This window comes from Bradyrhizobium sp. T-1, from assembly GCF_053592855.1.
In genome coordinates this window covers 2,983,169-3,008,263 of record NZ_CM132115.1, presented here as the reverse complement: position 1 = coordinate 3,008,263, position 25,095 = coordinate 2,983,169, and the positions used below count along the sequence as shown (strand labels likewise).

The following is a 25,095-nucleotide window of genomic DNA, read 5'->3' as shown; positions in this document are numbered from 1 at the left end:
TTCAAACCTTGTAGTGGTCGCGATACCAGGTGACAAAATTGTGGACCCCGTGCTCGATCGGCGTTGACGGTGCAAAGCCGGTGTCGCGCATCAAATCCTCGACATCCGCGAACGTTTCCACCACGTCTCCCGGCTGCATCGGCAGCAATTCTTTGACCGCCGTCCGACCCAGCTCCCGCTCCAGAAGTCCGACGACATGCATCAGGTCTTCGGGGCGGTGGTTTCCGACATTGTAGACTCGAGACGGCGCATTTGCGGCAGCCGGATTGTCCACAGGCACCCAATCGATGAGCTTGGATACTACACGGGTGACGTCGTCAATATAGGTGAAGTCGCGGCGCATTTTACCATGGTTAAAGAGCCGGATCGGCTGACCCGCCATGATGGCGTTTACAAACAGAAACATGGCCATATCAGGCCGTCCCCACGGGCCGTAGATGGTGAAGAAGCGCAAGGCGGTCACAGGCAGCCGGTAGAGATGGCTGTAGGACTGCGCCATCACCTCGTTCGCCTTCTTGGTCGCAGCGTAGAAGCTCACGGGATGGTCGGTCCGGTCCTGCACGGAAAACGGCAGCTTAGTGTTGGCGCCATAAACGGAGGATGACGAGGCGTAGACGAGATGACGACAACCGTTGTTGCGGCAACCCTCGAGCACGTTGAGGAATCCCTGGAGATTGGACTCGACGTAACTCTGCGGATGCTCGATCGAATGGCGCACGCCGGCCTGGGCGGCGAGATGCACGACCTCCGGAAAGCGATGCCGCGCAAACAGCGCCGCCATCGTCTCGCGATCGGCGAGATCGGCCTGCACGAAGGAGAAGCGGGGTGCGTTCCCGAGCTGCGCCAGGCGCGCCTGTTTCAACGCTGGATCGTAATAGCTGTTGAAATTGTCGAGCCCGACCACGGACCGGCCTTCAGCCAGGAGCTGCCGGGCGACATGGAAGCCGATGAAGCCGGCCGCCCCGGTGACCAAAATCGCCTGATCCGTCATCCTGTTCCCAAGCGATCCCAGAAGCCTCGCTGCGGCGCCTCTTTAGCCGGTATCGAGGGGCTCGCAATAGCCCTCCCCATGACAGCTATTGCAAGATCGGCGCCAAAACCATACCAAAGCGGCCGAATTCGGCGCCTCGCGTCGGGTTGCCTCCAATCTTCGCAAACCCTGCGGACGAGATGCGCCGAATCCTGCTGTCGACGGCCAAAATCCTGATCTCCGCGGCGCTGCTCTATCTGGCGCTGCGCAAGGTCGACCTGACCGAGCTATTGTCGCGCTTCACCGCGACCAGCCTGTTCTGGATCGGCATGGCGATCGCGGTGACGTTCCTGCAAATCTTCGTCGGCGTGCTGCGCTGGCGCGAGGTCAGCGCCGCATGCGGTGCGCCGCTCGAGCTCGGCCGCGCCATGCGCTACAACGTGATCGGCTCCTTCTTCAACCAGACCCTGCCGTCCGCGATCGGCGGCGATGCCGTCCGGCTATGGCTGGTGGCACGCGCGGGCGCCGGATGGCGTGCGGCGACCTATTCGATCTTCGTCGATCGCGCGATCGGCCTCGTTGCGCTCGCGATCCTCATCGTCGCAAGCCTGCCCTGGAGCTACGCGCTGATCACCGATCCGAACGGCCGCTCGGCGCTGCTGCTCGTCGACTTCGCAGCCCTTGCCGGCGGCATCGGCTTCCTGGTCTTCGGCGCGCTGAAATGGCCGTGGCTGAAGACCTGGTGGGCCACCCACCACATCCACGCCTGCGCCGTGATCGCCAATCGCGTCATCTTCAGCCGCACGCGCGGACCTGTTATCGCGGTCCTGTCGCTACTGGTCCACGTGCTTGCCGTCGTCATCGCCTGGTGCGTGGTGCAGTCGATCGCAGCGCCGGTCAGTTTCGCCCAGGTCTTCCTGCTGGTGCCGCCGGTGATGCTGATCACACTGATGCCGATCTCGATCGCCGGCTGGGGCGTGCGTGAGGCGACCATGGGGCTGGCCTTCGGCTTCGCCGGGCTGGCTGCCAATGAGGGCGTCAACATCTCGCTGCTGTTCGGCGCTGTCTCGTTCATTGTGGGCGCATTCGGCGGCCTGGTCTGGATCCTCAGCGCGGAGAAGGCCGCGCAGGGCTCCGCGCCGATCGGAGCGCGTGAATAAGGGTTCACAGGATCGGAACAGGAGCGCCGCGACCGGCCGTCATCTATGAACCTTCGGGCTTGTTCCCTATAGTCTCCGGCGTAGCACCACGGGTCCGGAATGAAGATCAGCGTCATCACAGCCAGCTACAACTCCCAGGCGACGATCGGCGCCACCATTGAATCGTTCCTGGAACAGACGCATCCTGACAAGGAGATGCTGGTCGTCGACGGCGCCTCGAAGGATGCGACGCTGAAGATCGTGGAGTCGTTCGGCGCCAGCGAGATCCGGGTGATCTCCGAGCCCGACAAGGGCGTCTACGACGCCATGAACAAGGGGCTACACCTGTTCAAGGGCGACGCGATCGGCTTCCTCAATTCTGACGACACGTTCCACGATGAGGGTGCGCTGGCGGCGATCGCGGCGGCGCTGGAACGGGCCGACGTCGTCTATGGCGACCTCGACATGGTCACCGATCATCAATCCAAGGCCCTGGTGCGGGCCTGGCGTGGCGGCCAGTATGGTCGCTACTCGTTTCAGCTCGGCTGGGTTCCGCCGCATCCGACCTTCTACATGCGGCGCCAGGTCGCCGAGAAGGTCGGCGACTACGATCTGACTTACGTCACGACCGCCGATTACGACTATATGCTGCGTGCGCTGGCGCTGAACGACTACAGGGTCGCCTACCTTCCGCGCGTCATCGCCGATTTTCAGATGGGCGGCATCAGCACCAGAGGCTGGCGCGTGACCTTGCGCGCCAATCTGGAGTGCCTGCGGTCGCGCCAGCAGCACCTGAACGCGCCGGTCATCGACGCCGCGTTCTTCCTGCGCTTTGCCCGGCGGATCTTTCAGCTCCGTTCGACGGCGCCTCTCAAGACGCAGCGCTCGCGTTGACGCCGAACTCCGGAACGGCATCCTTCAGGATGGTCCTGATGGTGGCGCGATCGTCATGCGCGATGGCAACCTCGAGCGCGGATATCCATTTGCGCAATATCTGCATCGGCGGCTCGTTCGGTTTCGCCGCCATGACGCCGGCAACCCCGATATCGACAGTCGGCTCCTCGGAGGCGAACAGGATTTCGTTCAGCCGTTCGCCCGGCCTCATGCCGCTGAACACGATGTCGATGTCGTGGCCGGGCTGCAAACCAGAAAGCCGGATCATCCGCTCCGCCAGATCGACGATCTTCACCGGCTGCCCCATGTTCAGCACGTAGACGGAGACGTCGAACCGCTTGGCGCCGAGCGCGTGGGTGGCGGCCGTGATGACGAGGTCGCAGGCTTCGCGGATGGTCATGAAATACCGGACCATGTCCGGATGCGTCACGGTGACAGGACCACCGGCCTCGATCTGTGCCTTGAACTTCGGCACCACCGATCCGTTCGACGCCAGCACGTTGCCGAACCGGACCGAGATGAAACGCATCGCCGGTTTGCTGCCGCCGGCCTGCGCGACGAGGTCGTGGTCGAGCGCCTGGCAATACATCTCCGCGAAGCGCTTGGTCAGACCGAGCATCGAGACCGGCTCGATCGCCTTGTCGGTCGAGATCATCACCATGGCCTCGGCGCCTGCGGCAAGTGCGGCATCGGCCACGTTGATCGAGCCGAAGATGTTGGTCTTGACGCCCTCGCTCCAGTCCCGCTCCAGGATCGGAACGTGCTTGAGCGCGGCGGCGTGAAACACGATGTCGGGCTTGAACTCCGCCATCAGGCGCGCGATGCGCTCGCGGTCGCGGATATCGGCGATCCGGCCTTCGATCTCGGCACCGGAACCGCGCGCGGCAAGCGCCTCGGTGACCGCATAGAGAGCCGGCTCCGAATTCTCGACGATCAGGAGGCGCGCCGCGCCGAAGGCAACCACGCGCTCGCAGATCTCCGAGCCGATCGAGCCGCCACCGCCGGTCACGATGACGCTCTTGCCATTGATCAGGGTTTCGAGACGCGCGTAGTCGATCGTCTCGCTCGGGCGCAGCAGCAGGTCCTCGACGGCCACCGTGGTGAGCCGCGGCATGTCGCCCTGCTCGAGCGACGGCAGGCGGCTGACCATCACACCAAGCCGTCGCGACCGCATCAGCACGGACTCAGGACGCGATTCCGGCTCGAAGGCGGAAGGCGTCATCACCACCCGGGCGATCGACTTGTTGCGCTTGGCGAAGCTGCCGATGATGTCTTCGATGTCGTCGATCGCACCGACGACCGGCACGTTGCGGATGAGTTGGCCGAGATCGGCCCGGGACGGCGACAGCACCCCGACCGGCCGCAGGTGCTTGATGGCGCCGCTCTCGACGCCGCGCAGCACGACCTCGGCGTCGGCGGCGCGGCCGATCAGGAGCGTGGGTGCGGCATTCTCGGTCCTGACGTGGTGCATCACGCGGGTATAGCGGAAATAGCGATAGGTCAGCCGCAGCGCGCTCAGCGCGGAGATTTCCAGGAACCAGTACAGGACGATGGTGATCTTGCCGAGAAAGAAGGTTCCGTGCACGTTCGGCGCGACGAAGATGTAGTCGAGCACGAGAAGAGCGACGGTGAGCACCGTCGCGGCGCGGATGATGTTCAGCGCATCCGGCAGCGAGATGAAGCGCCACTTCGTGGTCGTCAGATTGAAGACGAAGAAGACGACCACGCTGAAGGCGAGAAAATAGGGCAGGATCTGCAGCAGCAACGGCAAGCGGGCCGAGAAATCCGGACCACCCTCGAAGCGCAGATAGAACGCAACGAACAGGGCCGCGGCCGTCGCCACCACGTCGTGAAGCGCGATCAGGAAATTACGCAAGGTAAGATGCGAAAAACGCGTCATCGGCCGGCCGAATATCCCCAAGATTGCAATCTGAGCGCTGATAGCGCATCTCGCCGGGACTTGCCAGCGCTCCGGAGCTCAGCTGCGAGCTTCTCCCGCGCTCCGGCCGGCCCGGCGTGAATTGAGCACCATGCCGCCGGCAACCCCGACACCAAGCACATACATCCATCCCTCGTGAAAGTCGAAAAGGTGGGAGTTGAACAGTGAGGTGAATATGTTCTGGACCACGACCAGCAAGCCGATCCAGTTGGCCAGCGCATCGCCGCGGAACAAAAGCAGATGCAGCCCCCACATCGCATACAGGATGATGATGCCGATAACGCCCCATTGCACGGCCACATTCAGCGTCTGGTTATGGGGATTGCCGATCACCTCGCTCGACGCCTGGTAGGCGCCACCGGTCGCCGCCTGCTCGAACAGGCCGCGCGTCGAGCCGGTTCCATGGCCAACCACCGGCGCCTCAGCGAAGAAAATCAGCGATTTGCGCCAGAACTCGAGCCGCAGTCCGATCGAGGTGGGGATGCCCTGCTCCTTGTAGAGCTTGTACTGGGTTGAGAACGTTTCAATCGTCGTGTGCAGCTTCGACGAGGTGTTCCAGGCCAACACGGCGAGGACCGCGAGAGCCGCGAAGATGATCAAGACGCTGCGCCATTTCAAATGCAGCAGCCCGAACACCGCCAGCATGATCGGCACCGTCACGAGCGCCGTGCGCGAGATCACCACGAAGGCCATGTTGACGAAGAAGCTGAGCGCGATCGCCCCCAGCAGCGCGGCCAGCCAGACCCGCTTCTGCTGCAGCAGCTTCACGATCGGAAACGCAAGCGCGACCGCGCACAGCGTGAACTCCTGGCTCTGGTCGATATAGTTCTTGACGAAGATGCCGCGCGAGTTGGGTTCATCCGGCTTCAGCGAGAGCGTTGGATGGAGAAACACCAGCCAGGACATCACCGACAGCAGCGCGCAGGAGACGAGAAACGCGATAAACACGAGGTGCCCGCGCGACGAGCGTTCGAAATGATAGAACAGGACCGGGAGCACGAGCAGCTTCGTCGTCGGGTTCACGGCGTAGAGCCGCGCGCCCCAGGGCGCCCCCGACCACAGCGTGCCGACGAGCGCGAGCACGAACAGTGCGATCGGCAGCGCGCAGATCGGTCGCTTCAGTGACTCCAGGAAATCCCTGAGGTCGAGAAACGGCACCATGCAGATCAGCATCGCGACATTGAAGATCGCCGCGAGCGACGTCGACCAGGGCAGCGAGGCCGCGGTCAGGATGGCAAACAGGTCGACCGTCTCGGACCATGCCGCCGGACTGCGTAGCCGCCGGTTCACCTTTCCCCACACCGACTGGTGCGCGAGCTCCGTCACTTCGTTTCTCCGCGCGCGCGATGAACCAGCGCGGTGGTGCTGAAACCCTTGAGAATGTCGACCAGCACGACCACCCCGCCCGCGGCCTCGACGACCTCGTGGCCGACCACCTGCTCGCGGGTATAGTCGCCGCCCTTCACCAGCACGCTCGGCGTGATGCGCGTGATCAGGTCGATCGGCGTGTCCTCTTCGAAGATGACGACGAGATCAACGGCTTCGAGCGCGGCCAGCACCTCGGCACGCGCCCGCTCGTCCTGGACCGGGCGGTCTGCGCCCTTCAGCCGCCGCACCGAGGCGTCGCTGTTGAGCCCGACGACCAGGCGATCGCAGGCGGCGCGCGCCGCGGTCAGCACCTTGACGTGGCCGGGATGCAGGATGTCGAAGCAGCCATTGGTGAAGCCGACGCGCAGCCCTTGGCCGCGCCATTCGGCGAGCCGGGCCTCGAGCGCGCCGGGCGCGCTCACGACCTTCTCCTCGGCCGCGAGAGTGGCATGCGGCAGGATCTTCCGGCGCAGCTCGTCGGCACTCACGCTGGCCGTGCCCTGCTTGCCGACGGCGACGGCGGCGGCGGCACTCGCCATGCGCAGCGCCGTGTCCCAATCCGCGCCCGCCGCGATCGAAACCGCGAGCGCGGCAGCGACGGTGTCGCCGGCGCCGGAGACGTCGCGCACCTTCACCGGGAAAGCGGGAACGTGGACGGCCTCGCCCTGGCGCGGCACCAGCGTCATGCCGTGTTCACCCTGCGTGACCAGGATCGCCTCGCAATCGGCAAGCCGCATCACGTCCTCGCTGGCATCGACGATGCTCTGCGGTGTATCGGCGCGGCTGCGGGTGGCTTCCGCAAATTCCTTGCGGTTGGGTGTCAGCAGCGTGGCGCCGCGATAAATCGCCCAATTCAGGCTCTTGGGATCGACGATCACGGGCTTGCCAGCTTTTCGCGCCGCATCGATGGTGTGGCGGATCACGCGTGCGGTCAGCACGCCCTTGGCGTAGTCGGACAACAGCACGATATCGGCGCGCGCGATCTGCGGCAGGATCGCCTCGATCAGCCTGGTCTCGACCTCATCGGAAGCCGCTACCGCCTGCTCCCAATCCGCGCGAAGCATATGCGTGGAGAAATGCTCGGAAACAAAACGAACCTTTCGCGTGGTCGGCCGCGATGGATCGCACACCAGTGCGCTCTCGATGCCGGCATGGTCCGCCAGCGCGGTCTTGAGCCGCGCTCCTGCATCGTCCTCGCCGACGAGGCCGACGAAGACACAGCGCGCGCCGAGCGAAGCGATATTGCGTGCGACGTTGCCGGCGCCACCGATATGGATCTCGCTGCGCTGGGCCGCGATCACGGGGGTCGGTGCTTCCGGCGAGATCCGCGACACCTCGCCATAGACGAACTCGTCCAGCATGATGTCGCCGATGCAGAGCACCGTGCGGCCGGAGATGGCTTGCGCGAGGGCATCGAAATCAAGAATGGGCGTCGGCATGGCGATGGGGCCTTAACGGAAGCGATCGGGCCGGTCGAGATAATCCCCGACATAGGCCTTCACTGCGTCCTCGAGCGTCGTGAAGCCGCCGTTATAGCCGGCACGGTGGAGACGATCGACCTTGCTCTCGGTGAAATACTGGTAGCTGCCGCGGATCTGCTCGGGCATGTCGACATATTCGATGTTGGGTCGGGCGCCGAGCGCGGCATAGGCAGCCAGCATCAGCTCCCTGAAGCTGCGCGCCCTGCCGGTGCCGACATTGAACAGGCCGGACACCGCAGGCGTCGCAAGCAGCCACATGATCACGCGCACGACATCGTCGACATAGATGAAATCGCGGCGCTGGTCGCCGTCAGCGATGCCGTCGCGATGCGACTTGAACAGCTGCACGACGCGGCCCGCCTTGACGTCGTCGAACCGGCGCGCCAGCACGCTCATCATCGCGCCCTTGTGGTATTCGTTCGGGCCGAACACGTTGAAGAATTTCAGGCCGGCCCATTGCGGCGGCAGCTTGTCGCCGTTCGCGACGCGCCCGGCGACCGCAAGATCGAACAGCTGCTTGCTCCAGCCGTAGAGATTCATCGGCCGCAGCTTCTTCAGCGCCGGCAGCGAGGCGTCGTCGTCGAAGCCTTCCGTGCCGTCGCCATAGGTCGCCGCCGAGGACGCGTAGATCAGCGGCACTGCGCCCGCCGTGCACCAGTCGAGCAGGCGCATCGAGAAACGGAAATTGGTCTCGATCACGAGATCACCGTCGGTCGCGGTGGTCTCGGAAATCGCTCCGAGATGGATCACGGCATCGAGCTTGCGGCCCTTCAGCCAGTCAGGCAGCTCGGCCGGGGGAACGATATCCACAAGCTGTCGCTTGGCGAGATTGCGCCACTTGCCGTCGCTGCCCAGTAGGTCGCAGACCACGACGTCGCTGCGGCCGGCCTCATTCAGCGCAGCCACGACATTCGATCCGATAAAACCGGCCCCGCCGGTCACCAGCAACATTCCAATTACCCTGCCCGAGTTTTGCGGCCCCGATACCTGCCGTAGCGCATCATCTGCCAAAGTGTAAGCATTTTGGGACCGACGCTTTTGGACTGGCGCTCTCCCGGCTTTACCTGCCGCCCCGGAGCGGCTAACCGAACCGCCAGATCAGCTTGGCCTCGGTCCTAATAACGAATGAACCTAGATTCGCAACTTAGCGGAAGCGCAGATCGGAGCGACACACGCCCGATCCTGATCGTCCCCTACATGTGGATTGGCGACTTCGTCCGGAATCACACCGTCGTCCGGGTCCTGAAGGAGCGCTGGCCGAATCGGCCGGTCGATCTCCTGACCACATCCCTTTGCGCCCCACTGGTCGATTATATGCCGGGCGTGCGTCAGGGCATCGTCTGGGACCTGCCCCGCGGCCGCCTTGCCGTGGGCCGCCAGTTCGGCCTGGCGCGGCTCCTGCGCGAGCGGAACTACGGCACGGCCCTGGTGCTGCCCCGGACCTGGAAGGCGGCCATTGCGCCCGCGCTGGCCGGCATCCCCGAAAGGGTCGGCTTCGTCGGCGAGTTCCGGTTCGGCCTGCTCAACCGCTGGCGCTGGGGCGAGAAGAAGCTGCCCCGCTTCATCGACAAGAACGCCGCCCTGGCCCAGCCCGATGGCGCGCCCCTGCCCCCGGAATGGCCGGTGCCGCAATTGCGGGTGCCGGCAGACGAGATCGCCCGCTGGCGCCAGGCCAATGACCTCAGCGCCGGTGCCGCCGTGGCGCTCGCCCCCGGCTCGGTCGGGGTGTCGAAGCGCTGGACCTACTATCCGGAAGCCGCCCGCCTGCTGGTTGAGCGCGGGCTGGAGGTCTGGGTGGTCGGCGGCCCCGCCGAAAAAGGCCTCGCCCAGGAGATCGTCGCCGCCGGTGGCCCCGGGACCGCTGGCGGCCCTGCGACCGCTGGCGGCCCCGGGGTACGGGACCTCACCGGCAATGATCTGCGCAACGGCGTCCTCGCCATGGCCGCCGCTGGCGTTGCGATCTCCAACGATTCGGGCCTGATGCATATCGCGGCCGCCTTGGGCACGCCCACCATGGGCATCTTCGGCCCGACCAGCCCCTATCTCTGGGCACCCCTCAACGGCCTCGCCGCGACTGTGGTCCAGACCAGGAGCGTGCTCGCCTGCCAGCCCTGCCAGAGCACGATCTGCAAGATGAACGATCACCGCTGCATGCGGGACATCGCCGCGCAGGACGTGGTCGATATCGCAAGAGACGTGCTTGCGAGGACGCAGGGACTTGCCAATGTCTGACAGTCGCGCGCCGAAGCCCGCCGCCTTCCTCGATCGCGACGGTGTCATCAATCACGACGATGCCTATATCGGCACGCGCGACCGCATCCGCTGGATGCCCAATGTCGCCAATGCTATTCGCCGCCTCAACGAGAGCGGCTATTGGGTGTTCGTCTTCACCAACCAGTCGGGCGTCGCGCGCGGCCTCTTCGCCGAGGATGACGTGAACACGCTGCACGGCTGGATGCGCGACGAGCTCGCCCGTGACGGCGCGCGGATCGATGACATCCGCTTCTGTCCGCATCATCCGCAGGGAACGGTCGCCGGCTACATCGGGGAGCATGATTGGCGCAAGCCCGCGCCCGGCATGTTGCGCGATCTCATCCAGCATTGGCCCGTGCAGCTCGACGGCAGCTTCGTGATCGGAGATCAGTCGAGGGATATCGAGGCTGGCAATGCGCTCGGACTGCCGGGCTTCCTCTTCCCGGGCGGCGACCTCGACGCCTTCGTGAGCGACGTGCTGGCGCAGATCAGGCGGGCGTAGAGGCCTACGATCTGGCGGCCGCTGGACACTTCGCGATGGTGGCAATCTAGCGGTGTTTTCCCCGACGCGTCAACTGAATTTCGTAAAATCCGCATTCACGTGATGCCTGCCCAGCAAGCCGTTGATTTTGCTGCCCGCGGCTACTGTGCATGGGGTTGTTTTCGCGATTTGGTCAGCGCTCACTCAGAGCAGCGGCCGATAGACCTCGCCGATCCGCGCCGCTTCCGCATCAAGACTGAACTTTGCAAGCACGCGCTCGCGACCGCGCTCGCCCATCTTCGTCGCTACAGCCACATCGCGCATCATCGGATCGAGCGCCGCCGCCAGCGCCTCCGCGTCGCCGGTCGGGATCAGCACACCGGACACGCCATCCTCGACCACGAGCCCGGCCGCACCGGCGCGCGCAGCGACGAGCGCGCTGCCGGCCGCCATCGCCTCGATCAGGGTGAGGCCAAAACCTTCGTTGCGCGACGTGAAGGCATAGATCGTCAGCCGCTGATACCAGCGCTGCACCTCCTCGATCGGCAGCTCACCGGTGATGACGATGCGCGCTTGCAGGCCAGCTGCTTCGATACGCTTCTTCAGATCATTCGCAAACGGCGTCTGCTCGGCCGTGACCTGGCCGACGATCACGGCCGTGAAATCCGGATAGCGCGGTAGCAGCCGGCACATCGCATCGACGAACACATCGGTGCCCTTCTGCGCCCGCACGCGACCGAAGCAGCCGATGGCGTAACGGCCCGGCAAGCCGCTTTCCGCGAAGGCCGCCGCGCGATCAATCGGCGGCGCGTAGACGTCGGTGTCGACGCCATGCGGGATCACCGTTGCCTTCACTTTCAGGAACGAAGCCGAGATGTCCGATGTCGCGATGATCGCGTCCATCTGCCGGATCAGCCAGCGTGTGATCCAGCTGTGATGGCGCTGCGCCGCCGAGGTGAACACCAGCTTGAGCGGCCAACCGAGTGCGCGGAGCAGCACGCCTGCGATCATCTCGTTGTTGCGCCGCGCATGCCAGATCAGCGGTGTCTTGCGACGCCACAGCTTTAGGACATCGGCGACGCCCAGCCGTGCGATCCCCTCCGGCGCGTCCGAGCCGAACCACGCCGCGCGGTACAGCTTTGCCAGCCGCGGCGCCACCATCCGGTTGGTCGCGGTGACCCCGGAATAGCGCCTGTGCAGATTTGGCACGATCACGTCGAGATCGCCGGGGGGATTGGCCACTTCACGCTCCATTCAGCAGGCCCCCTATACGCAACATTAAGCATAGTGACCAGTTCAGGGCTGCCGATACCCCCTCTTCACCACGCAGACGCTAGCATCCCGCGTTGATCGAAGACGGGTGAGATCATGACTGTGCTAGTCACCGGCGGCGCCGGCTATATCGGAAGTCACACGGTCCTGGCGCTGGCGGAAGCCGGCGAGGACGTCGTCGTGATCGACGATCTCTCCACCGGTTTCTCGGCATACCTGCCGGAAGGCGTGCCGCTGTTCATTGGCGATGCCGGCGACGAGAACCTGCTCGAGGGCGTGATCGCCCAGCACAACATCGAGAGCATCATCCATTTTGCGGGCTCGGTGGTCGTGCCGGATTCGATGCGCGATCCGCTCGGCTATTACCGCAACAATTTCATGACCGCGCGCAACCTGCTCAACGTCGCAGTGAAGCGCGGCATCCACCGCTTCATCTTCTCCTCGACCGCCGCCGTCTACGGTAATCCGGACCAGGTGCCGGTGCCCGAGCACGCGCCGACGCGGCCGCTGTCGCCCTATGGCTCGTCGAAGCTGATGACCGAGATCATGCTGCACGACGTCGCCGCCGCCTACGGCATGCAATACGTGACGCTGCGTTATTTCAACGTTGCGGGTGCCGATCCGCAGGCCCGTATCGGACTTGCCACCGTCGGTGCCACGCATCTGCTCAAGATCGCGGTGGAAGCCGCGACCGGTCAGCGCGCCAAGATCGACGTGTTCGGCACCGACTATCCGACCCAGGACGGCAGCTGCATCCGCGACTTCATCCACGTCACGGACCTCTCGCAGGCGCATCGCTCGGCGCTGGCCTATCTGCGCAATGGCGGCGCCTCGACCACGCTGAATTGCGGCTATGGCCGCGGCTATTCGGTGCTGGAGACCATCGACGCCGTGCGGCGGGTGTCAGGCCGCAGCTTCGCCGTGCAATACGCCCCACGCCGGCCCGGCGACATCATGACCATGGTCGCCGACACCAGCCGCATCCGCGGCCTGCTCGACTGGAAGCCGCAATATGAGGATCTCGAGACCATCGCGGCGCACGCGCTGGCCTGGGAGGACAAGCTCTTCCGCGAGCGCCACGGCGAGCTCCGCCACGCCGTCTCGGCCTAAAATCCATCCGGGCGCAAGTCCTTAATTGGGCTTGAAAAGCGGCGCTTTAGCGGGCACAGAGGCCCTTCGATCCCTGACGCGCGGGCAGGCTTTTCGCCTTGGCCGTCAATGGACTACGGATGGCCCAGTTTCCAAAGAAAATCACCGACGATCCCTATGGGGCGATGGTTCTCATTCGCCGCCTGGTCATGGAACAGGGCGTCATCTACTGGCGGCGCTACCTCGTTGCCTTTGCGCTGATGGCGGCTGCCGCGGGCGCCACCGCAGGCGCGACCTATGTGCTCGGCCAGGTCATCAACCAGGCCTATGTCGACAAGAACATCCCGGGCATCGCGATGTACTCGGGCATCACGGTGATCCTGCTGTTCATCAAGGGCGTGGCGACCTACGGCCACATGGTGATCCTGACCAAGATCAGCAACGCCATCCTCGCCACCAACCAGCGCCAGCTGTTCGCCAAGCTGATGCGCGAGAGCGTCGGCTTCTTCTCCGAGCGACATTCATCCGAGTTCCTGGCGCGGCTGACCGCCGGTGCCAAGTCGATCACCGACGTGCTCAATATGCTGGTCAACGCCATCGGGCGCGACCTCTTGATGCTGCTCGCCATGATCGGCGTGATGGTGTGGCAGGATCCGTTGATGTCGCTGATCGGCCTCGTCGCAGTGCCGCCGGCGATGCTGGTGCTGCGCAAGCTGGTCAAGCGCATCAAGGGCCTGGCCTACAACCAGTTCACCGGCACGGCCGACATCATGGAGACGATGCAGGAATCGCTGCAGGGCATCCGCACGGTCAAGGCGTTCACGCTCGAAGACACCATGCAGAAGCGCATCGACGAGAACATCGCGATCGTCGAGCGCAATGCCAACAAGATGGCCCGCGTCGCCAACCGCTCCAACCCGCTGATGGAAATGCTCGGCGGTTTCGCGGTCGCCGGCTGCTTGCTGTATGGCGGCTATAGCGTGGTCGCACTCAACGCCACGCCCGGCGCGTTCTTCTCGTTCATGACCGCATTCCTGATGGCGACCGAGCCGGCCAAGCGGCTGGCGCGGCTGAATATCGATTTGAACAGCCAGCTTGTCGGCGCGCGCATGCTGCTCGAAGTCGTCGACAGCCCGGCGAGCGAACACTCCGACGACGACAAGCCGGCGCTGAAATTGTCCGACGCGCGGATCGAGCTGCGCGATGTCAGCTTCTCCTATCGTGCCAATGAGACCGTGCTCAACCGCATGAGTTTTGTCGCCGAGCCCGGCAAGGTCACCGCACTGGTAGGCCCTTCCGGCGGCGGCAAGTCGACCGTGCTGGCGCTGCTGCTGCGGTTCTACGAGGTGACGCAAGGTGACATCGTGATCGACGGCCAGTCGATCGGCGCGATCTCGCGCAAATCGCTGCGGGCGCAGACCGCCTATGTCGGCCAGGACGTCTATCTGTTCCGCGACACCATCCGCAACAACATCGCCTTCGGCAAACCCGCTGCGACCGAAGACCAGATCATTGACGCCGCCAAGGCCGCGTGCGCGCATGATTTCATCATGGGCTTCCCGCTCGGCTACGACACGCCGGTCGGCGAGCACGGCGCACAAGTGTCGGGCGGCCAGCGCCAGCGCATAGCGGTGGCGCGCGCGCTGCTCAAGAACGCGCCGATCATCCTGCTCGATGAGGCTACCGCCGCACTCGATTCCGAGTCGGAGAAGCAGGTGCAGGAGGCGATCGAGCATCTCTGCCAGGACCGCACCACCATCGTGATCGCGCACCGTCTGCACACGATCATGCACGCCGACAGCATCCTGGTGGTCGAGGGCGGCGAGATCGTCGAGCAGGGCCGGCATGACGAGCTGCTGCGCCGCTCCGGCCGCTACGCCTCGTTCTTCCGCCTGCAACATCACGACGCCGGCGCTCTGGCGCCAATCAGCGCGACCGCATAGAATTCCTCATCACCTCAAGAGCAGCGAGACCGCTTCATGAACGCCGCCTCCTACGTCATCCCGCTTCCGCCCCAGGCTTCGCTCCCCGTCGTCGGCGAGTCCGGCCGCTATCCGGTGCGCCGCATCTGGTGCGTCGGCCGCAACTATCTCGAGCACATTCGCGAGATGGGCAATGACGAGCGCGCCCCGCCGTTCTTCTTCGCCAAGCACGCCGACATGCTGGTGCCCGATGGCGCCACCATCCCCTATCCGCCCCTGACCAAGGATTTGCACCACGAGGTCGAGCTGATCGTCGCGATGAAGAGCGGCGGGCTCAACATCCCCGCCGACAAGGCCCTCGACCACGTCTACGGCTATGCCGTCGGCATCGACCTCACCCGCCGCGACCTCCAGATCGCCTCGCGCAAGAAGGAGCGTCCGTGGGAGATCGGCAAGTCGTTCGACGGCTCCGCCCCGTGCTCCGCGGTGCAGCCGGCCTCGAAGATCGGCCATCCTGCCAAGGGCAAGATCTGGCTCACGGTCAACGGCAAGGAAGCCCAGAAGGGCGACCTCACCGAGCTGATCTGGAACGTCCCGGAGATCATCTGGCAGCTTTCACAGCAGGTGAAGCTCGCCGCCGGCGACATCATCATGACGGGAACACCGGCCGGCGTGTCGCAGCTCCAGCCGGGCGACAAGCTCGAATGCGGCGTCGACGGTGTTGGCACGCTGAAGGTGAGCATCGGCCAACCGGAGTAGGCCGAACTCGATATCGCGGAAGATGCAAAGCCCCGGATATCGCATCCGGGGCTTTTTGCGGCCTCAAGTCCGCCGCTCGTGCGCAGCCACCGCGTTGATGTCCTTGCCGGTATAATCGGTCATCATGGCGGTCGCGACCAGCGTCATGACCGCGCAAATCGCGATATAGACCGCGATCGCAGTCGCCGAGTGGAACGTACCGAACAACCAAGTGGCGATCAGCGGCGCGGGTCCGCCGGCGATCACGGATGCAAGCTGATAGCCGAGCGAGGAGCCGCTGTAGCGCAAGCGTCCGGTAAAGCTCTCGGCGATCAAGGCGGCTTGCGGTCCGTACTGCATGTCGTGCGGAATCAGCGACAGGATGATCGCGAGAAAGATGATGGTCAGCGATCCCGTGTTGAGCATTGCGAAATAGATGAAGCCGAAGACACCCGTCACGGCAGCCCCGATCATATACATGTTCTTGCGGCCGATCTGATCGGAGATATGTCCGCACAGCGGGATCGAGACGAACGACAGCACTGACGCTGCGAGCACCGCGGTCAGCAGGAAGTCGCGCGAGACGTGGAGGGTGCCGATGCCATAGGAGAAGACAAAGGCGGTGAAGATGTAAAACGGAGCCTGCTCCGACATCCGCGCGAATGCCGACAGCAGGATCTCCTTCGGGTGTTCCCGGATTACCGTCAGCATCGGTGTGCGGTCGACCTGACGTTCGGCCACGAGCTTCGAGAACACCGGCGTTTCGAGAATGCCGAGGCGGATATAGAGGCCGACGCCGACCAGGATGATGCTGAGCGCAAACGGAATACGCCAGCCCCACGCCAGGAACTGGTCGCCCGCCATTTGGCTGAAGGCCAGCACCGCGAGATTGGCGAGGAACAGGCCGCACGGCACGCCGAATTGCGGCCATGACGCGATCAATCCACGAGATCGGTCGTCGCGGGCCCATTCCATCGACATCAGCACCGAGCCGCCCCATTCGCCGCCGACGCCGACGCCCTGAATGAATCGCAGCACGGTCAGGATCACGGCCCCCCAGATGCCGATGCTCGCATAGGTCGGCACCACGGCCACCGCGGCGGTCGCCAGTCCCATCAGCAGCAGCGTCGCGATCAGCGTCGATTTGCGTCCGATGCGGTCGCCATAGTGCCCGAAGATTGCCGCGCCGATCGGGCGCGCAACGAAGCCGACCGCGTAGATCGCAAACGCCTCCAGCGTCCCGACCCAGGGGTCTGAGTGCGGAAAGAAGAGCTTTGCGAATACCAGACCCGTCACGGTGCTGTAGAGGAAGAAATCATACCATTCGATCGCGGTCCCGACCGTGGAGGCGATCACGGCGCGACGAAGCTGGCGCTGATGCTCGGATGCAGTGAGTTGTGTGACGTCGAGGCCAAGTGTTGCCATGGGAAGATCTCCCTCGGACGGCCCCCGTTTGTGCGTTTTCACTGGTTGTTCGTTGAGGAACAAACGAAGTTGGGTTCCAAGGGTTCCGGCGAGCCTGGAACGAGCGCTTAAAACTTTAGTCGGTCAACCAAGCCCGGCGGAGTCGACTGCAGCCGGCCTCCACGGGGCTTGTGCCGCACAAAGACCTGCCACGATGCCGGATGGCTTCGCCCTACCAGGCCTTCACCGGTCGGTTGGCGTGGCTCGCCTGTGGCACACCGCGATTGAGCGACATGTGCGAATGTACGCACAGCCAGCCATCTGCATTCTTCGAAAAGGTCATGGTTGCGCGGCCGGGGCGCGGAAACGAACTGCCATCGGAATGATAGCCCGTGCTCGTCCATGGCGCGATCACGGTCGCCAACGTGCCGTCGGCGGACGCGAGTATCGAGGCCTGGTCGAGCACGAAGCGGAAGTCCGTCGTCTTGGGCCAGACGTTATTCCATTGCGTCGTGACCCACTGATCGAGGCCGGGAATGACGTCATTATGCGTGCCGAAGGCAAGTACGTCCGGGTGAAACAGCGGCCGCGCCGAGGCGTAATCGACCTCGCGGACATAGCCTGAGAAGGTCTCCAGCCACGCGCGGAAGAATTGCACGATCTCGGTGTTCGCAAGTGGCAACGGGGCCATTGCCTGCTCCATGTTTGGCGGCTCGCTCCAGGCAATCTTGTTGCCATGGGGCGAACCGTCCAGCAAGATATGTTGCCTCGATAGCACCAGCGGCAATCGATCAACAAACCGGGCCGACCTTACGGAGTCAGACTCATGAGACGTTTTCTGCTTGCGGCGACGCTTGTCATCATGTGCAATGCTGCCGACGCGCAGTCGGACCAACCTTATGCCGGTCTTGAGCAACGCCCCATCAAGGCGCTGTCGCGACAACAGATCGACGATCTACTGAGCGGACGCGGAATGGGCTTGGCGCTGGCCGCTGAACTCAATGGATACCCTGGTCCGAGCCATGTTCTCGAACTCGGCGATCGCCTTGAGTTGACCCCGGATCAACGTGTTCGAGTTCAGCAACTCTACGATGCCATGAAGCAGGAGACGGTCCCGCTAGGCAACAAGCTCGTCGAGCAAGAGACGGAGTTGGACCAACTTTTCTCGGCTCGCGCAGTGGCATCGGAATCGCTCAAAGCCACCATCGCTGCCATTTCCGAAACTCAGGCACGGCTCCGTGAAAGCCACCTCAAATATCATCTGACGACCGCAGCCTTGCTCAACCAGAGTCAAATGCAGCGGTATGCCGAACTACGAGGTTACCAGCACCCCGTCGGTTCCGAAGGACACAAGCATCGTCACTAGAAAATGCTGACGGTATTCTTCGCTGCAATTTCGCTTCTCTATGCGACAGTGGGCCAAGCAGGCGGAACAGCATTTCTTGCGCTAATGGCTTTTGCCTCGTTTCCCCCAAGCGAGATGAGGCCAACGGCCTTGTTGCTGAATATCGTTGCGGCCACCTATTCCACGTGGCTATTCAATCGCGGCAGCCATATCGACTGGGCCAAGCTAAGGCCACTTCTGATCGCCTCACTACCGACCACCCTGGCGGGCGCATCAGTCGTTTTGGCCGATCATCTCTACCGCACCATTACCGGGATCGTGCTTCTGCTCGCCGCTATCATCCTGGTGATCGGACGGAGAAGCGAAGATTCGTTGGATCACGCGCCCCCACTCGGGGCCACAATATTGACGGGCGCCGGCGTGGGCTTCATCTCGGGGCTAACCGGCGTGGGTGGTGGCGTGTTCCTAGCTCCCATTCTGGTTGGAATGCGCTGGGCATCCCCCAAACAGACCGCGGCGCTCTCCGCGCCTTTCATCCTCGGAAACTCCGCTATCGGATTGGCCGGGGCGCTCCACGTTGGACAGATACCGTCGGCCCAAACTTGGCTGTATGCAGTTGGTGCGCTCGCTGGCGCGATAGCCGGAACCACGATTGGGTTGCGATGGCTCTCGCAGACGGCAACACGCTACATTCTTGCGATTGTCCTTGGCTCCGCTGGCGTCCAACTCGTAGCATTCGCCGCCAGATGAGAGCGAAAATTGTTGGGCGGATTACACTTTCGCCTTCGCTCTTCGAGCCTCAGCGGAAAAGCCGCTAATCCGCCCTGGGCATTCGCATCACTTCAGCGCCGACAGCACGATGAGGCCGAGGATCAGCGCCGTCAGCGAGTACTTCAGCGTGTAGTACACGTTGCGGTTCCACTCCTTGACCTTGCGGCTGCCGAGATGGAGCTCGTAGAGCTTGCCGAACACCTTGTTGAGCACGCCGACATTCTCGCCCTCGACGTTCTGGGTCGCCGATGCCTTGACGATGTGATGGCTGACCCAGCGGTTGATCGCGGTCATGAAGCCGAATTTCATCGGACGCTCGACGTCGCAGAACAGGATGATGCGGTTGACGTCGGTCGCATTCTCCGCGCTGTGAATGAACGTCTCGTCGAACATGAAGGCTTCGCCGTCACGCCAGACACATTCGACGCCGTCGACCAGGATGCGGCACTTGTTCGAGTTCGGCGTGACGAGGCCGAGGTGGTAGCGCAGCGAGCCGGCGAAGGGATCGCGGTGGGCACCGAGCTTGCCGCCCGGCGGCAGCATCGCGAACATCGCGCCGTGCACGCTCGGAATCGACTTGAGCAGCTCCACCGTCTTCGGGCACAGCGTGTTCGCCGAGGGCAGGAAGTCGTCGTACCATTTCAGGTAAAAGCGCTTCCAGCCGCTCTTGAAGAACGAATAGAAACCCCAGTCGTTGTTCTTCGCGGCCGCGCGGATAAAACCTTCGTCGAACAGCCGAACGGCCTCGTCGCGGATGGTCTCCCAATTCTCGCTGAGCGGCTTCAACTCGGGAAACTGCTCGACCGAGATCACGGGCTTGTTCGGCACGGCCGAGCCCGCATACATCAGCACGTTGTAAGGTGCGAGATAGGTCGAGTGATCGCCAAGCTGGCGTGCGAAGCGCAGCCGCTGCTTGCCGCGGAAGTGAACGTAAATCGTCGAAGCCGCAAGCACATACAAAATGACGAGTTGCGGTGCAAAAAGCTGCCTCAGCATTTCCCCAAGTTCCCGAGTGACCCAGCCGGGGACGTGATCTAACGCGCCCCAGCCCGAGCGGCAAGATATTCACCGCTGGGTTGCGTTCACGCTGGGGAGAGTGCGGGAATACAGATTGGGCCGAAACGGACCGAAAACGGCCAACTCACGCCCGCGACAGCGCCTGGAGACCCCTGAAGGTCAGGCGCTTGGGATCGGTGACGCCGGCGAGATAGAGCCGGCGAATGAACGCAATGACGGCGTCGCGGTCGCAATCGGTCAGCGCGACGACGGCGTCGACCGCGATCTTTTGGGCTTCCATTGGGCTCACCTCGGCCTTGCGAGTAACCCCGGCCGAGACAGGCTAGGACTCATCCGTTAATCCGGCGTCAACTGTCCGGGCAGGATGGCCGATTCAGCCCGGTGGCCGTATACGCAAAACAACGCATTGGCAGTCGCGGCGGCTGAGACGCTCAGCGTGCGCCGAGGCTCTTCTTGAGCTGCGCAAAATGTTTCTTCAGCCGGGGCACGGCAAAGTCAGTGAAGGCCCGCACCTTCGGCACCGAGAGGCGCCCCTGCGGGGCGATCAGATGTGCCGGCATCTCCGGATCCTCGTCGCCGGCCAGCACGACCGCGAGCTCGCCGCGCGCGACCTGCTCGGCCACCTGATACGAATACAGCCGTGCGACGCCTCGGCCGGCGACCGCAGAAGCCACCGCCGCATAGGTGCTGTTGACGACAAGGCGCGGGGTGAACTGCACGGTGCGCGGCGCCGACGAGTCCGCTGGCGGCGCAAAGGTCCATGAATTGGGGAGGTGCGCCATCGCCACGATCTGATGCTTGGCGAGGTCGCCCGGCTCGGCGATGCGCGGATGCTGCTTCAGATAGCGCGGTGCAGCCACCACGACGCGGTTGATCTCCCCGACCCGCATCGCCACCATCGCCGAATCCGCGAGCGGACCGATGCGGAGCGCGATATCGACGCCCTCCTCGATCAGATTGACCGCACGATCGAACAGCAAGAGCTTGGCCGACACGGTCGGATAGGCGTCCAGAAATGCATCGAGGATCGGCCGCAGCACCATCTCGCCAGACACCACGGGGGCCGTGATCGTGAGCAGGCCGCGCGGCGCGGTGCGCGGTCCGGCGGCGATATCGTCAGCCTCCTCGAGCTCGGTGAGCACGCGGCGACAGACCGCGACGTAGCGCTCGCCCTCCTCGCTCAGCTTGATCGACCGCGTGGTCCGATGCAGCAGCTCGGCGCCGACCCGCTCTTCGAGGAAGGCGATGGCGCGGCTGACCGCCGCCGGCGAACGGCCGAGCTTGCGGCCTGCTGCCGCCAGGCTGCCTTCGTCCACCGCAAGGACGAACACCTTCATCGCATCCAGGCGATCCATGCCTTTCCGTCGCTCCGTCGACCTCCAGGGGCAAGCTAGGCGCTTGCCCCCGCCGCGACAACCGGCGCCAGGCCCGGGGCACGCATTCGTACGCGCCGCGAAAGAGTGTCTGCCGGACAGCGCGTATTCGCAGCCGGGCCGTCACCGCGTACCTGAGTCCCCAGGCCAGCCAACGCTGGCACGGATCAACAACAGGAGCCCGTCATGGGTATCGAGCAGAAGGTCGCCATCATCACCGGTGCATCGCAGGGCATAGGCGCCGCCCTGGTGCAGGGCTTTCGCGATCGCAATTATCGCGTGGTCGCCACCGCACGCTCCGTCAAGCCGTCGAGCGACGATGACGTGCTTGCGGTTCCCGGCGATATCGCCGACCGCAAAACCGCCGAGCGCGTGGTGGCGCAGGCCGTTGCCCGCTTCGGCCGTATCGACACGCTGGTCAACAATGCCGGCATCTTCGTCGCAAAGCCGTTCACGCAATACACCGCCGAGGATTATGCGGCGGTGATGGGCACCAACGTCGCCGGCTTCTTCAACATCACGCAGCTCGCGATCGCCGAGATGGAGAAGCAGGGGTCTGGCCACGTCGTCCAGATCACGACCACGCTGGTCGACCACGCCAATTCGAATGTGCCCTCGGTGCTGGCCTCGCTGAGCAAGGGCGGGCTGAACGCCGCGACCAAGTCACTCGCGATCGAATACGCCAGGCGCGGCATTCGCGTGAACGCGGTTGCGCCCGGGATCATCAAGTCGCCCATGCACCCGGTCGCAACGCACGTAGAGTACGGCGCGATGCATCCCGTCGGCCGCATGGGCGAGATGTCCGACATCGTCGATGCCGTGCTGTATCTCGAGGGCGCCTCTTTCGTCACCGGCGAGATCCTGCACGTCGATGGCGGCCAGAGCGCCGGCCATTGAGAGCCGGCCGGGCCAAGCAGATACGCAGGAGGTCGACATGACCGAATTGAATGCAGGCAGCAAGCCTCGGGGCCACGCCTGGCCGCATGAGCGGCCGGGCTCAACATGGCGATACGCCGTTGCCGGACTGTCGGCCTCGCTGGTCGGACTTGGCCTCGCCCGCTTCTCCTACACGCCGCTGATCCCGGCCTTGATCGCGGCAAAGTGGTTCAGCGCCTCCGACGTGGTCTACCTTGGCGCGGCGAACCTCGCCGGCTATCTCGCCGGCGCGCTCGCGGCGCGAGCTGTTGCGGCCCGCATCGGCACAGTCCGCGCACTGCGGGCGATGATGCTGCTTGCCACACTCTCGTTCTTTGCCAGCGCGGCGCCTGTATCCTTCACCTGGTTCTTCGCCTGGCGCTTCCTCTCTGGCCTCACTGGCGGCATCATCATGGTGCTGGCAGCCTCCGTCATTCTTCCCCATACCTCGCCGGCCCGGCGCGGCATCGTCGGCGGCGTGATTTTTGCCGGCGTCGGTCTGGGCGTCGCTGCATCGGGCACGCTGGTGCCGCTGCTGCTGAAGGAGGGCCTGCAGCAGAGCTGGTACGGCCTCGGCGCGCTCTCGGCCGTGCTAACGCTCGCGAGCTGGTGGAGCTGGCCTGCGGAGGCCAAGACTGCTACTGCGCCTTCGCACCACGCGAAGCAGCATCACACGCCGACGGCCGCCCGCGCGTTGCTGATCCAGTACGGCCTCAACGCGGTGGCGCTGGTGCCGCACATGGTCTTCATCGTCGATTTCGTGGCGCGTGGCCTCGGCCAGGGCATTGCCGCGGGATCGCGCTATTGGGTGCTGTACGGCCTCGGCGCGATCGTCGGCCCACTCATCACCGGCCATCTCGGCGACCGCTCAGGCTTCGGTCCGGCGTTGCGCGCGGCATTCCTGATCGAGGCGGTGGCCGTGCTGCTGCCCACCGTCAGCACCGCGCCGGTGTCATTGATCGTGTCGAGCGTCGTAGTCGGCGGCTTCACACCCGGCATCGTGCCGCTGGTGCTCGGACGCATTCACGAACTCGTGCCGCACTCCACCGAGCAGCAGCGCGCGACATGGAGCCACGCCACCACCAGCTTTGCGCTGTTCCAGGCCGCGGCCGCCTACGGCTTTTCCTGGATCTACGCTCAGACCGGCGGCGACTATCTGGTCCTGTTCGCGCTCGGCGGCGGCGCCGTGGTGCTGGCGCTCGCGATCGACCTTGGCCTCGCGCTCACCACGCGCAAGGCATAGAAGCGACGGTGATGGCGTGATCAGGAATATCGCATCACGCCGTCGTCGATCTTACCGAAACGCAACGAGACGATGTCGAGCGCATAGTTCTGATACAGCCGCCACGGTTGCTTCGAGCCCTGCTTCGGCATTTTGGCGACCGAGCGCTGCACATAGCCCGAGGTGAAATCGAGCGACGGCTGCGCAGTGATCTCGGGATCGTCATTGTGCGGCATGGCCTGGCGGAAATTGTGCCGGTCCATGTAGTTGATGAGACGGCAGACATATTCGCAGGTGAGATCGCATTTCAGCGTCCAGGACGCGTTGGTGTAGCCGAAGGCCGACGCCATGTTGGGCACGTCGGCGTACATCATGCCCTTGTAGGTCAGCGTGCTCGCAAAATCGACGGCGCGGCCGTCGACGCTGACCTCGAGACCGCCAACGACCTGAAGCACCAATCCTGTTGCCGTGACGATGATGTCGGCAGGAAGCTCGCTGCCGTCCTTCAGACGAATGCCATCGCGTGTAAACCTGTCGATCTCATTGGTAACGACCGCGGCGCGCTTTTCGCGGATCGCCTTGAACAGATCGCCGTCAGGCACAAGGCAGAGCCGCTGGTCCCAGGGGTTGTAGCGCGGCGTGAAATGGGTGGCGATGTCGTAGTCTGGCCCGAGCGCCATACGCACGCCCCCGAGGATCAGGTTCTTCACCTTGTCCGGCCGCCGCCGGCTGAGCTGGAAGAAGAACATCCCCCACATCACGTTGCGCCAGCGGATGAGGTGATAGGCAAGCCGTGCCGGCAGATTGCGGCGCAATTTGTTGGCGACAGGATCCTGCGCCGGGCGCGACACCACGTAGGTCGGCGAGCGCTGCAGCATGGTGACTTCGGCCGCGGTCTTGGCGAGCTCCGGCACCAGCGTCACCGCGGTCGCGCCGGAGCCGATCACGACGACGCGCTTGCCCGCATAATCGATGTCCTCGGTCCATTTCTGCGGATGCACGATGCGGCCGGCGAAATCCGCAACGCCATTGAACTGCGGCGTATAGCCCGCCTCGTATTTGTAATAGCCCGAGCACATGAACAGGAAATTGCAGGTGAAGCGCACGAGCTCGGCCGCGCCCTCACCCGTGATGCGCTCGACCTCGATGGTCCAGCGCGCATCCGGCGTCGACCACGCCGCGCGCTTGACGCGATGGCGGAAGCGGATGTGCTTGTCGATGCCGTTCTCGGCCGCGGTCTCGCGCACATAGTTCAGGATCTGCGGCCCGTCGGCAATCGCCTTCGGGTCGGTCCACGGCTTGAAGGAATAGCCGAGCGTGAACATGTCGCTGTCGGAGCGGATGCCGGGATAGCGAAACAGGTCCCAGGTGCCGCCAATGCAGTCGCGCCCCTCGAGGATGACGTAGCTCTTGCCCGGGCACTTCGTCTGCAAATGATAGCCCGCGCCGATGCCCGATAGCCCGGCACCGACGATCAGCACCTCGAAATGTTCTTGTTGCAT

Annotated in this window: 23 protein-coding genes; 11 read left to right on the top strand and 12 right to left on the bottom strand. The window is 64.1% G+C overall.

The genetic code is table 11. The features are described 5' to 3' along the window. Nucleotide 1: 1 nt before the first annotated feature. Nucleotides 2-991, bottom strand: coding sequence for an NAD-dependent epimerase (locus tag ACWAT4_RS14335; protein ID WP_449730802.1), 990 nt, complete (start codon nt 989-991; stop codon nt 2-4). A 179-nt stretch (nt 992-1,170) separates the two neighbouring features. Here ACWAT4_RS14335 and ACWAT4_RS14330 point away from each other — a divergent pair, with 179 nt between their 5' ends. Together ACWAT4_RS14330 and ACWAT4_RS14325 are read left to right on the top strand one after the other, a co-directional pair. Then, nucleotides 1,171-2,130, top strand: coding sequence for a lysylphosphatidylglycerol synthase transmembrane domain-containing protein (locus ACWAT4_RS14330; RefSeq protein ID WP_449730801.1), 960 nt, complete (start codon nt 1,171-1,173; stop codon nt 2,128-2,130). Nucleotides 2,131-2,229: 99 nt separating this feature from the next. Then, nucleotides 2,230-3,003 (top strand): glycosyltransferase family 2 protein, encoded by a 774-nt coding sequence (locus tag ACWAT4_RS14325; RefSeq protein ID WP_212426230.1) that lies wholly within the window; start codon nt 2,230-2,232, stop codon nt 3,001-3,003. On the opposite strand, the gene ACWAT4_RS14320 is transcribed toward ACWAT4_RS14325, so the two are convergent. From ACWAT4_RS14320 to rfaD, 4 genes are all read right to left on the bottom strand, one after another. Further along, on the bottom strand, nt 2,981-4,903 hold the full coding sequence (locus tag ACWAT4_RS14320; RefSeq protein ID WP_212301217.1) for an SDR family NAD(P)-dependent oxidoreductase: 1,923 nt from the start codon (nt 4,901-4,903) through the stop codon (nt 2,981-2,983). The genes ACWAT4_RS14325 and ACWAT4_RS14320 overlap by 23 nt on opposite strands. A 78-nt stretch (nt 4,904-4,981) precedes the next feature. Beyond that, the gene (locus ACWAT4_RS14315; protein WP_449730800.1) at nt 4,982-6,268 is read right to left on the bottom strand and encodes an O-antigen ligase family protein; all 1,287 of its coding nucleotides are present in this window, start codon (nt 6,266-6,268) and stop codon (nt 4,982-4,984) included. After that, nucleotides 6,265-7,749 (bottom strand): D-glycero-beta-D-manno-heptose-7-phosphate kinase, encoded by a 1,485-nt coding sequence (gene rfaE1 / locus ACWAT4_RS14310; protein WP_212426231.1) that lies wholly within the window; start codon nt 7,747-7,749, stop codon nt 6,265-6,267. Before rfaE1 ends, ACWAT4_RS14315 begins: the two co-directional genes overlap by 4 nt. Before the next feature lie 12 nt (nt 7,750-7,761). Beyond that, a complete protein-coding gene (gene rfaD, locus ACWAT4_RS14305; protein WP_212446604.1) occupies nt 7,762-8,742 on the bottom strand; it encodes an ADP-glyceromanno-heptose 6-epimerase in 981 nt (326 codons plus the stop codon). A gap of 174 nt (nt 8,743-8,916) precedes the next feature. Between rfaD and waaF the strand changes: the two genes are divergently transcribed. Together waaF and ACWAT4_RS14295 are read left to right on the top strand one after the other, a co-directional pair. Next, the gene (waaF, locus tag ACWAT4_RS14300; protein ID WP_449730799.1) at nt 8,917-10,023 is read left to right on the top strand and encodes a lipopolysaccharide heptosyltransferase II; all 1,107 of its coding nucleotides are present in this window, start codon (nt 8,917-8,919) and stop codon (nt 10,021-10,023) included. After that, nucleotides 10,016-10,546 (top strand): D-glycero-alpha-D-manno-heptose-1,7-bisphosphate 7-phosphatase, encoded by a 531-nt coding sequence (locus ACWAT4_RS14295; RefSeq protein WP_449730798.1) that lies wholly within the window; start codon nt 10,016-10,018, stop codon nt 10,544-10,546. The genes waaF and ACWAT4_RS14295 overlap by 8 nt, the downstream gene beginning before the upstream one ends. 183 nt (nt 10,547-10,729) lie before the next feature. Here the strand turns inward: ACWAT4_RS14295 and ACWAT4_RS14290 are convergent, their stop codons facing one another. Further along, nucleotides 10,730-11,767, bottom strand: coding sequence for a glycosyltransferase family 4 protein (locus ACWAT4_RS14290; RefSeq protein WP_212301223.1), 1,038 nt, complete (start codon nt 11,765-11,767; stop codon nt 10,730-10,732). Between the two features lie 126 nt (nt 11,768-11,893). Here ACWAT4_RS14290 and galE point away from each other — a divergent pair, with 126 nt between their 5' ends. The 3 genes from galE (at nt 11,894) to ACWAT4_RS14275 (ending at nt 15,567) form a co-directional block, all read left to right on the top strand. Further along, entirely contained in the window at nt 11,894-12,907 is a 1,014-nt protein-coding gene (gene galE / locus ACWAT4_RS14285; RefSeq protein WP_212301224.1) for a UDP-glucose 4-epimerase GalE, read from the top strand. A gap of 119 nt (nt 12,908-13,026) precedes the next feature. Then, nucleotides 13,027-14,829: an ABC transporter ATP-binding protein gene (locus ACWAT4_RS14280; RefSeq protein ID WP_449730797.1), complete on the top strand. Its 1,803-nt coding sequence runs from the start codon at nt 13,027-13,029 to the stop codon at nt 14,827-14,829. A gap of 36 nt (nt 14,830-14,865) precedes the next feature. Continuing rightward, on the top strand, nt 14,866-15,567 hold the full coding sequence (locus tag ACWAT4_RS14275; RefSeq protein WP_071912070.1) for a fumarylacetoacetate hydrolase family protein: 702 nt from the start codon (nt 14,866-14,868) through the stop codon (nt 15,565-15,567). A 63-nt stretch (nt 15,568-15,630) separates the two neighbouring features. Here the strand turns inward: ACWAT4_RS14275 and ACWAT4_RS14270 are convergent, their stop codons facing one another. Further along, nucleotides 15,631-16,971: an MFS transporter gene (locus ACWAT4_RS14270; RefSeq protein ID WP_212426236.1), complete on the bottom strand. Its 1,341-nt coding sequence runs from the start codon at nt 16,969-16,971 to the stop codon at nt 15,631-15,633. A gap of 211 nt (nt 16,972-17,182) precedes the next feature. Further along, nucleotides 17,183-17,641, bottom strand: a complete 459-nt coding sequence (locus ACWAT4_RS14265) for a YybH family protein (protein ID WP_449730796.1) — start codon at nt 17,639-17,641, stop codon at nt 17,183-17,185. Between the two features lie 135 nt (nt 17,642-17,776). Here ACWAT4_RS14265 and ACWAT4_RS14260 point away from each other — a divergent pair, with 135 nt between their 5' ends. Together ACWAT4_RS14260 and ACWAT4_RS14255 are read left to right on the top strand one after the other, a co-directional pair. Continuing rightward, nucleotides 17,777-18,316, top strand: a complete 540-nt coding sequence (locus ACWAT4_RS14260) for a Spy/CpxP family protein refolding chaperone (protein WP_449730795.1) — start codon at nt 17,777-17,779, stop codon at nt 18,314-18,316. 3 nt (nt 18,317-18,319) lie between these two features. After that, nucleotides 18,320-19,045, top strand: a complete 726-nt coding sequence (locus ACWAT4_RS14255) for a sulfite exporter TauE/SafE family protein (protein WP_449730794.1) — start codon at nt 18,320-18,322, stop codon at nt 19,043-19,045. Nucleotides 19,046-19,132: 87 nt separating this feature from the next. Here ACWAT4_RS14255 and ACWAT4_RS14250 read toward each other — a convergent pair whose 3' ends face one another. From ACWAT4_RS14250 to ACWAT4_RS14240, 3 genes are all read right to left on the bottom strand, one after another. Next, complete coding sequence (locus tag ACWAT4_RS14250; RefSeq protein WP_449730793.1) at nt 19,133-20,062, bottom strand: aspartyl/asparaginyl beta-hydroxylase domain-containing protein; 930 nt, start codon at nt 20,060-20,062, stop codon at nt 19,133-19,135. A 145-nt stretch (nt 20,063-20,207) separates the two neighbouring features. Further along, nucleotides 20,208-20,363, bottom strand: a complete 156-nt coding sequence (locus ACWAT4_RS14245) for a hypothetical protein (protein ID WP_212301231.1) — start codon at nt 20,361-20,363, stop codon at nt 20,208-20,210. Between the two features lie 151 nt (nt 20,364-20,514). Then, nucleotides 20,515-21,438, bottom strand: coding sequence for a LysR family transcriptional regulator (locus ACWAT4_RS14240; RefSeq protein WP_449730792.1), 924 nt, complete (start codon nt 21,436-21,438; stop codon nt 20,515-20,517). Nucleotides 21,439-21,642: 204 nt separating this feature from the next. Here ACWAT4_RS14240 and ACWAT4_RS14235 point away from each other — a divergent pair, with 204 nt between their 5' ends. Together ACWAT4_RS14235 and ACWAT4_RS14230 are read left to right on the top strand one after the other, a co-directional pair. Beyond that, entirely contained in the window at nt 21,643-22,353 is a 711-nt protein-coding gene (locus tag ACWAT4_RS14235; protein ID WP_449730791.1) for an SDR family NAD(P)-dependent oxidoreductase, read from the top strand. A 37-nt stretch (nt 22,354-22,390) separates the two neighbouring features. Next, nucleotides 22,391-23,614, top strand: coding sequence for a YbfB/YjiJ family MFS transporter (locus tag ACWAT4_RS14230; protein ID WP_449730790.1), 1,224 nt, complete (start codon nt 22,391-22,393; stop codon nt 23,612-23,614). Nucleotides 23,615-23,634: 20 nt separating this feature from the next. Here the strand turns inward: ACWAT4_RS14230 and ACWAT4_RS14225 are convergent, their stop codons facing one another. After that, entirely contained in the window at nt 23,635-25,095 is a 1,461-nt protein-coding gene (locus ACWAT4_RS14225) for a flavin-containing monooxygenase (RefSeq protein WP_212426242.1), read from the bottom strand.

Coding starts and splice junctions, on each gene's coding strand:
- ACWAT4_RS14270 (WP_212426236.1), bottom strand. CDS start 16,971: ATGGCAACACTTGGCCTCGACGTCACACAACTCACTGCATCCGAGCAT.
- ACWAT4_RS14280 (WP_449730797.1), top strand. CDS start 13,027: ATGGCCCAGTTTCCAAAGAAAATCACCGACGATCCCTATGGGGCGATG.
- rfaD (WP_212446604.1), bottom strand. CDS start 8,742: ATGTTGCTGGTGACCGGCGGGGCCGGTTTTATCGGATCGAATGTCGTG.
- galE (WP_212301224.1), top strand. CDS start 11,894: ATGACTGTGCTAGTCACCGGCGGCGCCGGCTATATCGGAAGTCACACG.
- ACWAT4_RS14225 (WP_212426242.1), bottom strand. CDS start 25,095: ATGCAACAAGAACATTTCGAGGTGCTGATCGTCGGTGCCGGGCTATCG.
- ACWAT4_RS14250 (WP_449730793.1), bottom strand. CDS start 20,062: ATGCTGAGGCAGCTTTTTGCACCGCAACTCGTCATTTTGTATGTGCTT.
- ACWAT4_RS14245 (WP_212301231.1), bottom strand. CDS start 20,363: ATGGAAGCCCAAAAGATCGCGGTCGACGCCGTCGTCGCGCTGACCGAT.
- ACWAT4_RS14265 (WP_449730796.1), bottom strand. CDS start 17,641: ATGGCCCCGTTGCCACTTGCGAACACCGAGATCGTGCAATTCTTCCGC.
- ACWAT4_RS14325 (WP_212426230.1), top strand. CDS start 2,230: ATGAAGATCAGCGTCATCACAGCCAGCTACAACTCCCAGGCGACGATC.
- ACWAT4_RS14275 (WP_071912070.1), top strand. CDS start 14,866: ATGAACGCCGCCTCCTACGTCATCCCGCTTCCGCCCCAGGCTTCGCTC.
- ACWAT4_RS14295 (WP_449730798.1), top strand. CDS start 10,016: ATGTCTGACAGTCGCGCGCCGAAGCCCGCCGCCTTCCTCGATCGCGAC.
- ACWAT4_RS14255 (WP_449730794.1), top strand. CDS start 18,320: ATGCTGACGGTATTCTTCGCTGCAATTTCGCTTCTCTATGCGACAGTG.
- ACWAT4_RS14260 (WP_449730795.1), top strand. CDS start 17,777: ATGAGACGTTTTCTGCTTGCGGCGACGCTTGTCATCATGTGCAATGCT.
- ACWAT4_RS14235 (WP_449730791.1), top strand. CDS start 21,643: ATGGGTATCGAGCAGAAGGTCGCCATCATCACCGGTGCATCGCAGGGC.
- ACWAT4_RS14320 (WP_212301217.1), bottom strand. CDS start 4,903: ATGACGCGTTTTTCGCATCTTACCTTGCGTAATTTCCTGATCGCGCTT.
- ACWAT4_RS14330 (WP_449730801.1), top strand. CDS start 1,171: ATGCGCCGAATCCTGCTGTCGACGGCCAAAATCCTGATCTCCGCGGCG.
- ACWAT4_RS14240 (WP_449730792.1), bottom strand. CDS start 21,438: ATGGATCGCCTGGATGCGATGAAGGTGTTCGTCCTTGCGGTGGACGAA.
- ACWAT4_RS14230 (WP_449730790.1), top strand. CDS start 22,391: ATGACCGAATTGAATGCAGGCAGCAAGCCTCGGGGCCACGCCTGGCCG.
- waaF (WP_449730799.1), top strand. CDS start 8,917: ATGAACCTAGATTCGCAACTTAGCGGAAGCGCAGATCGGAGCGACACA.
- ACWAT4_RS14335 (WP_449730802.1), bottom strand. CDS start 991: ATGACGGATCAGGCGATTTTGGTCACCGGGGCGGCCGGCTTCATCGGC.
- rfaE1 (WP_212426231.1), bottom strand. CDS start 7,749: ATGCCGACGCCCATTCTTGATTTCGATGCCCTCGCGCAAGCCATCTCC.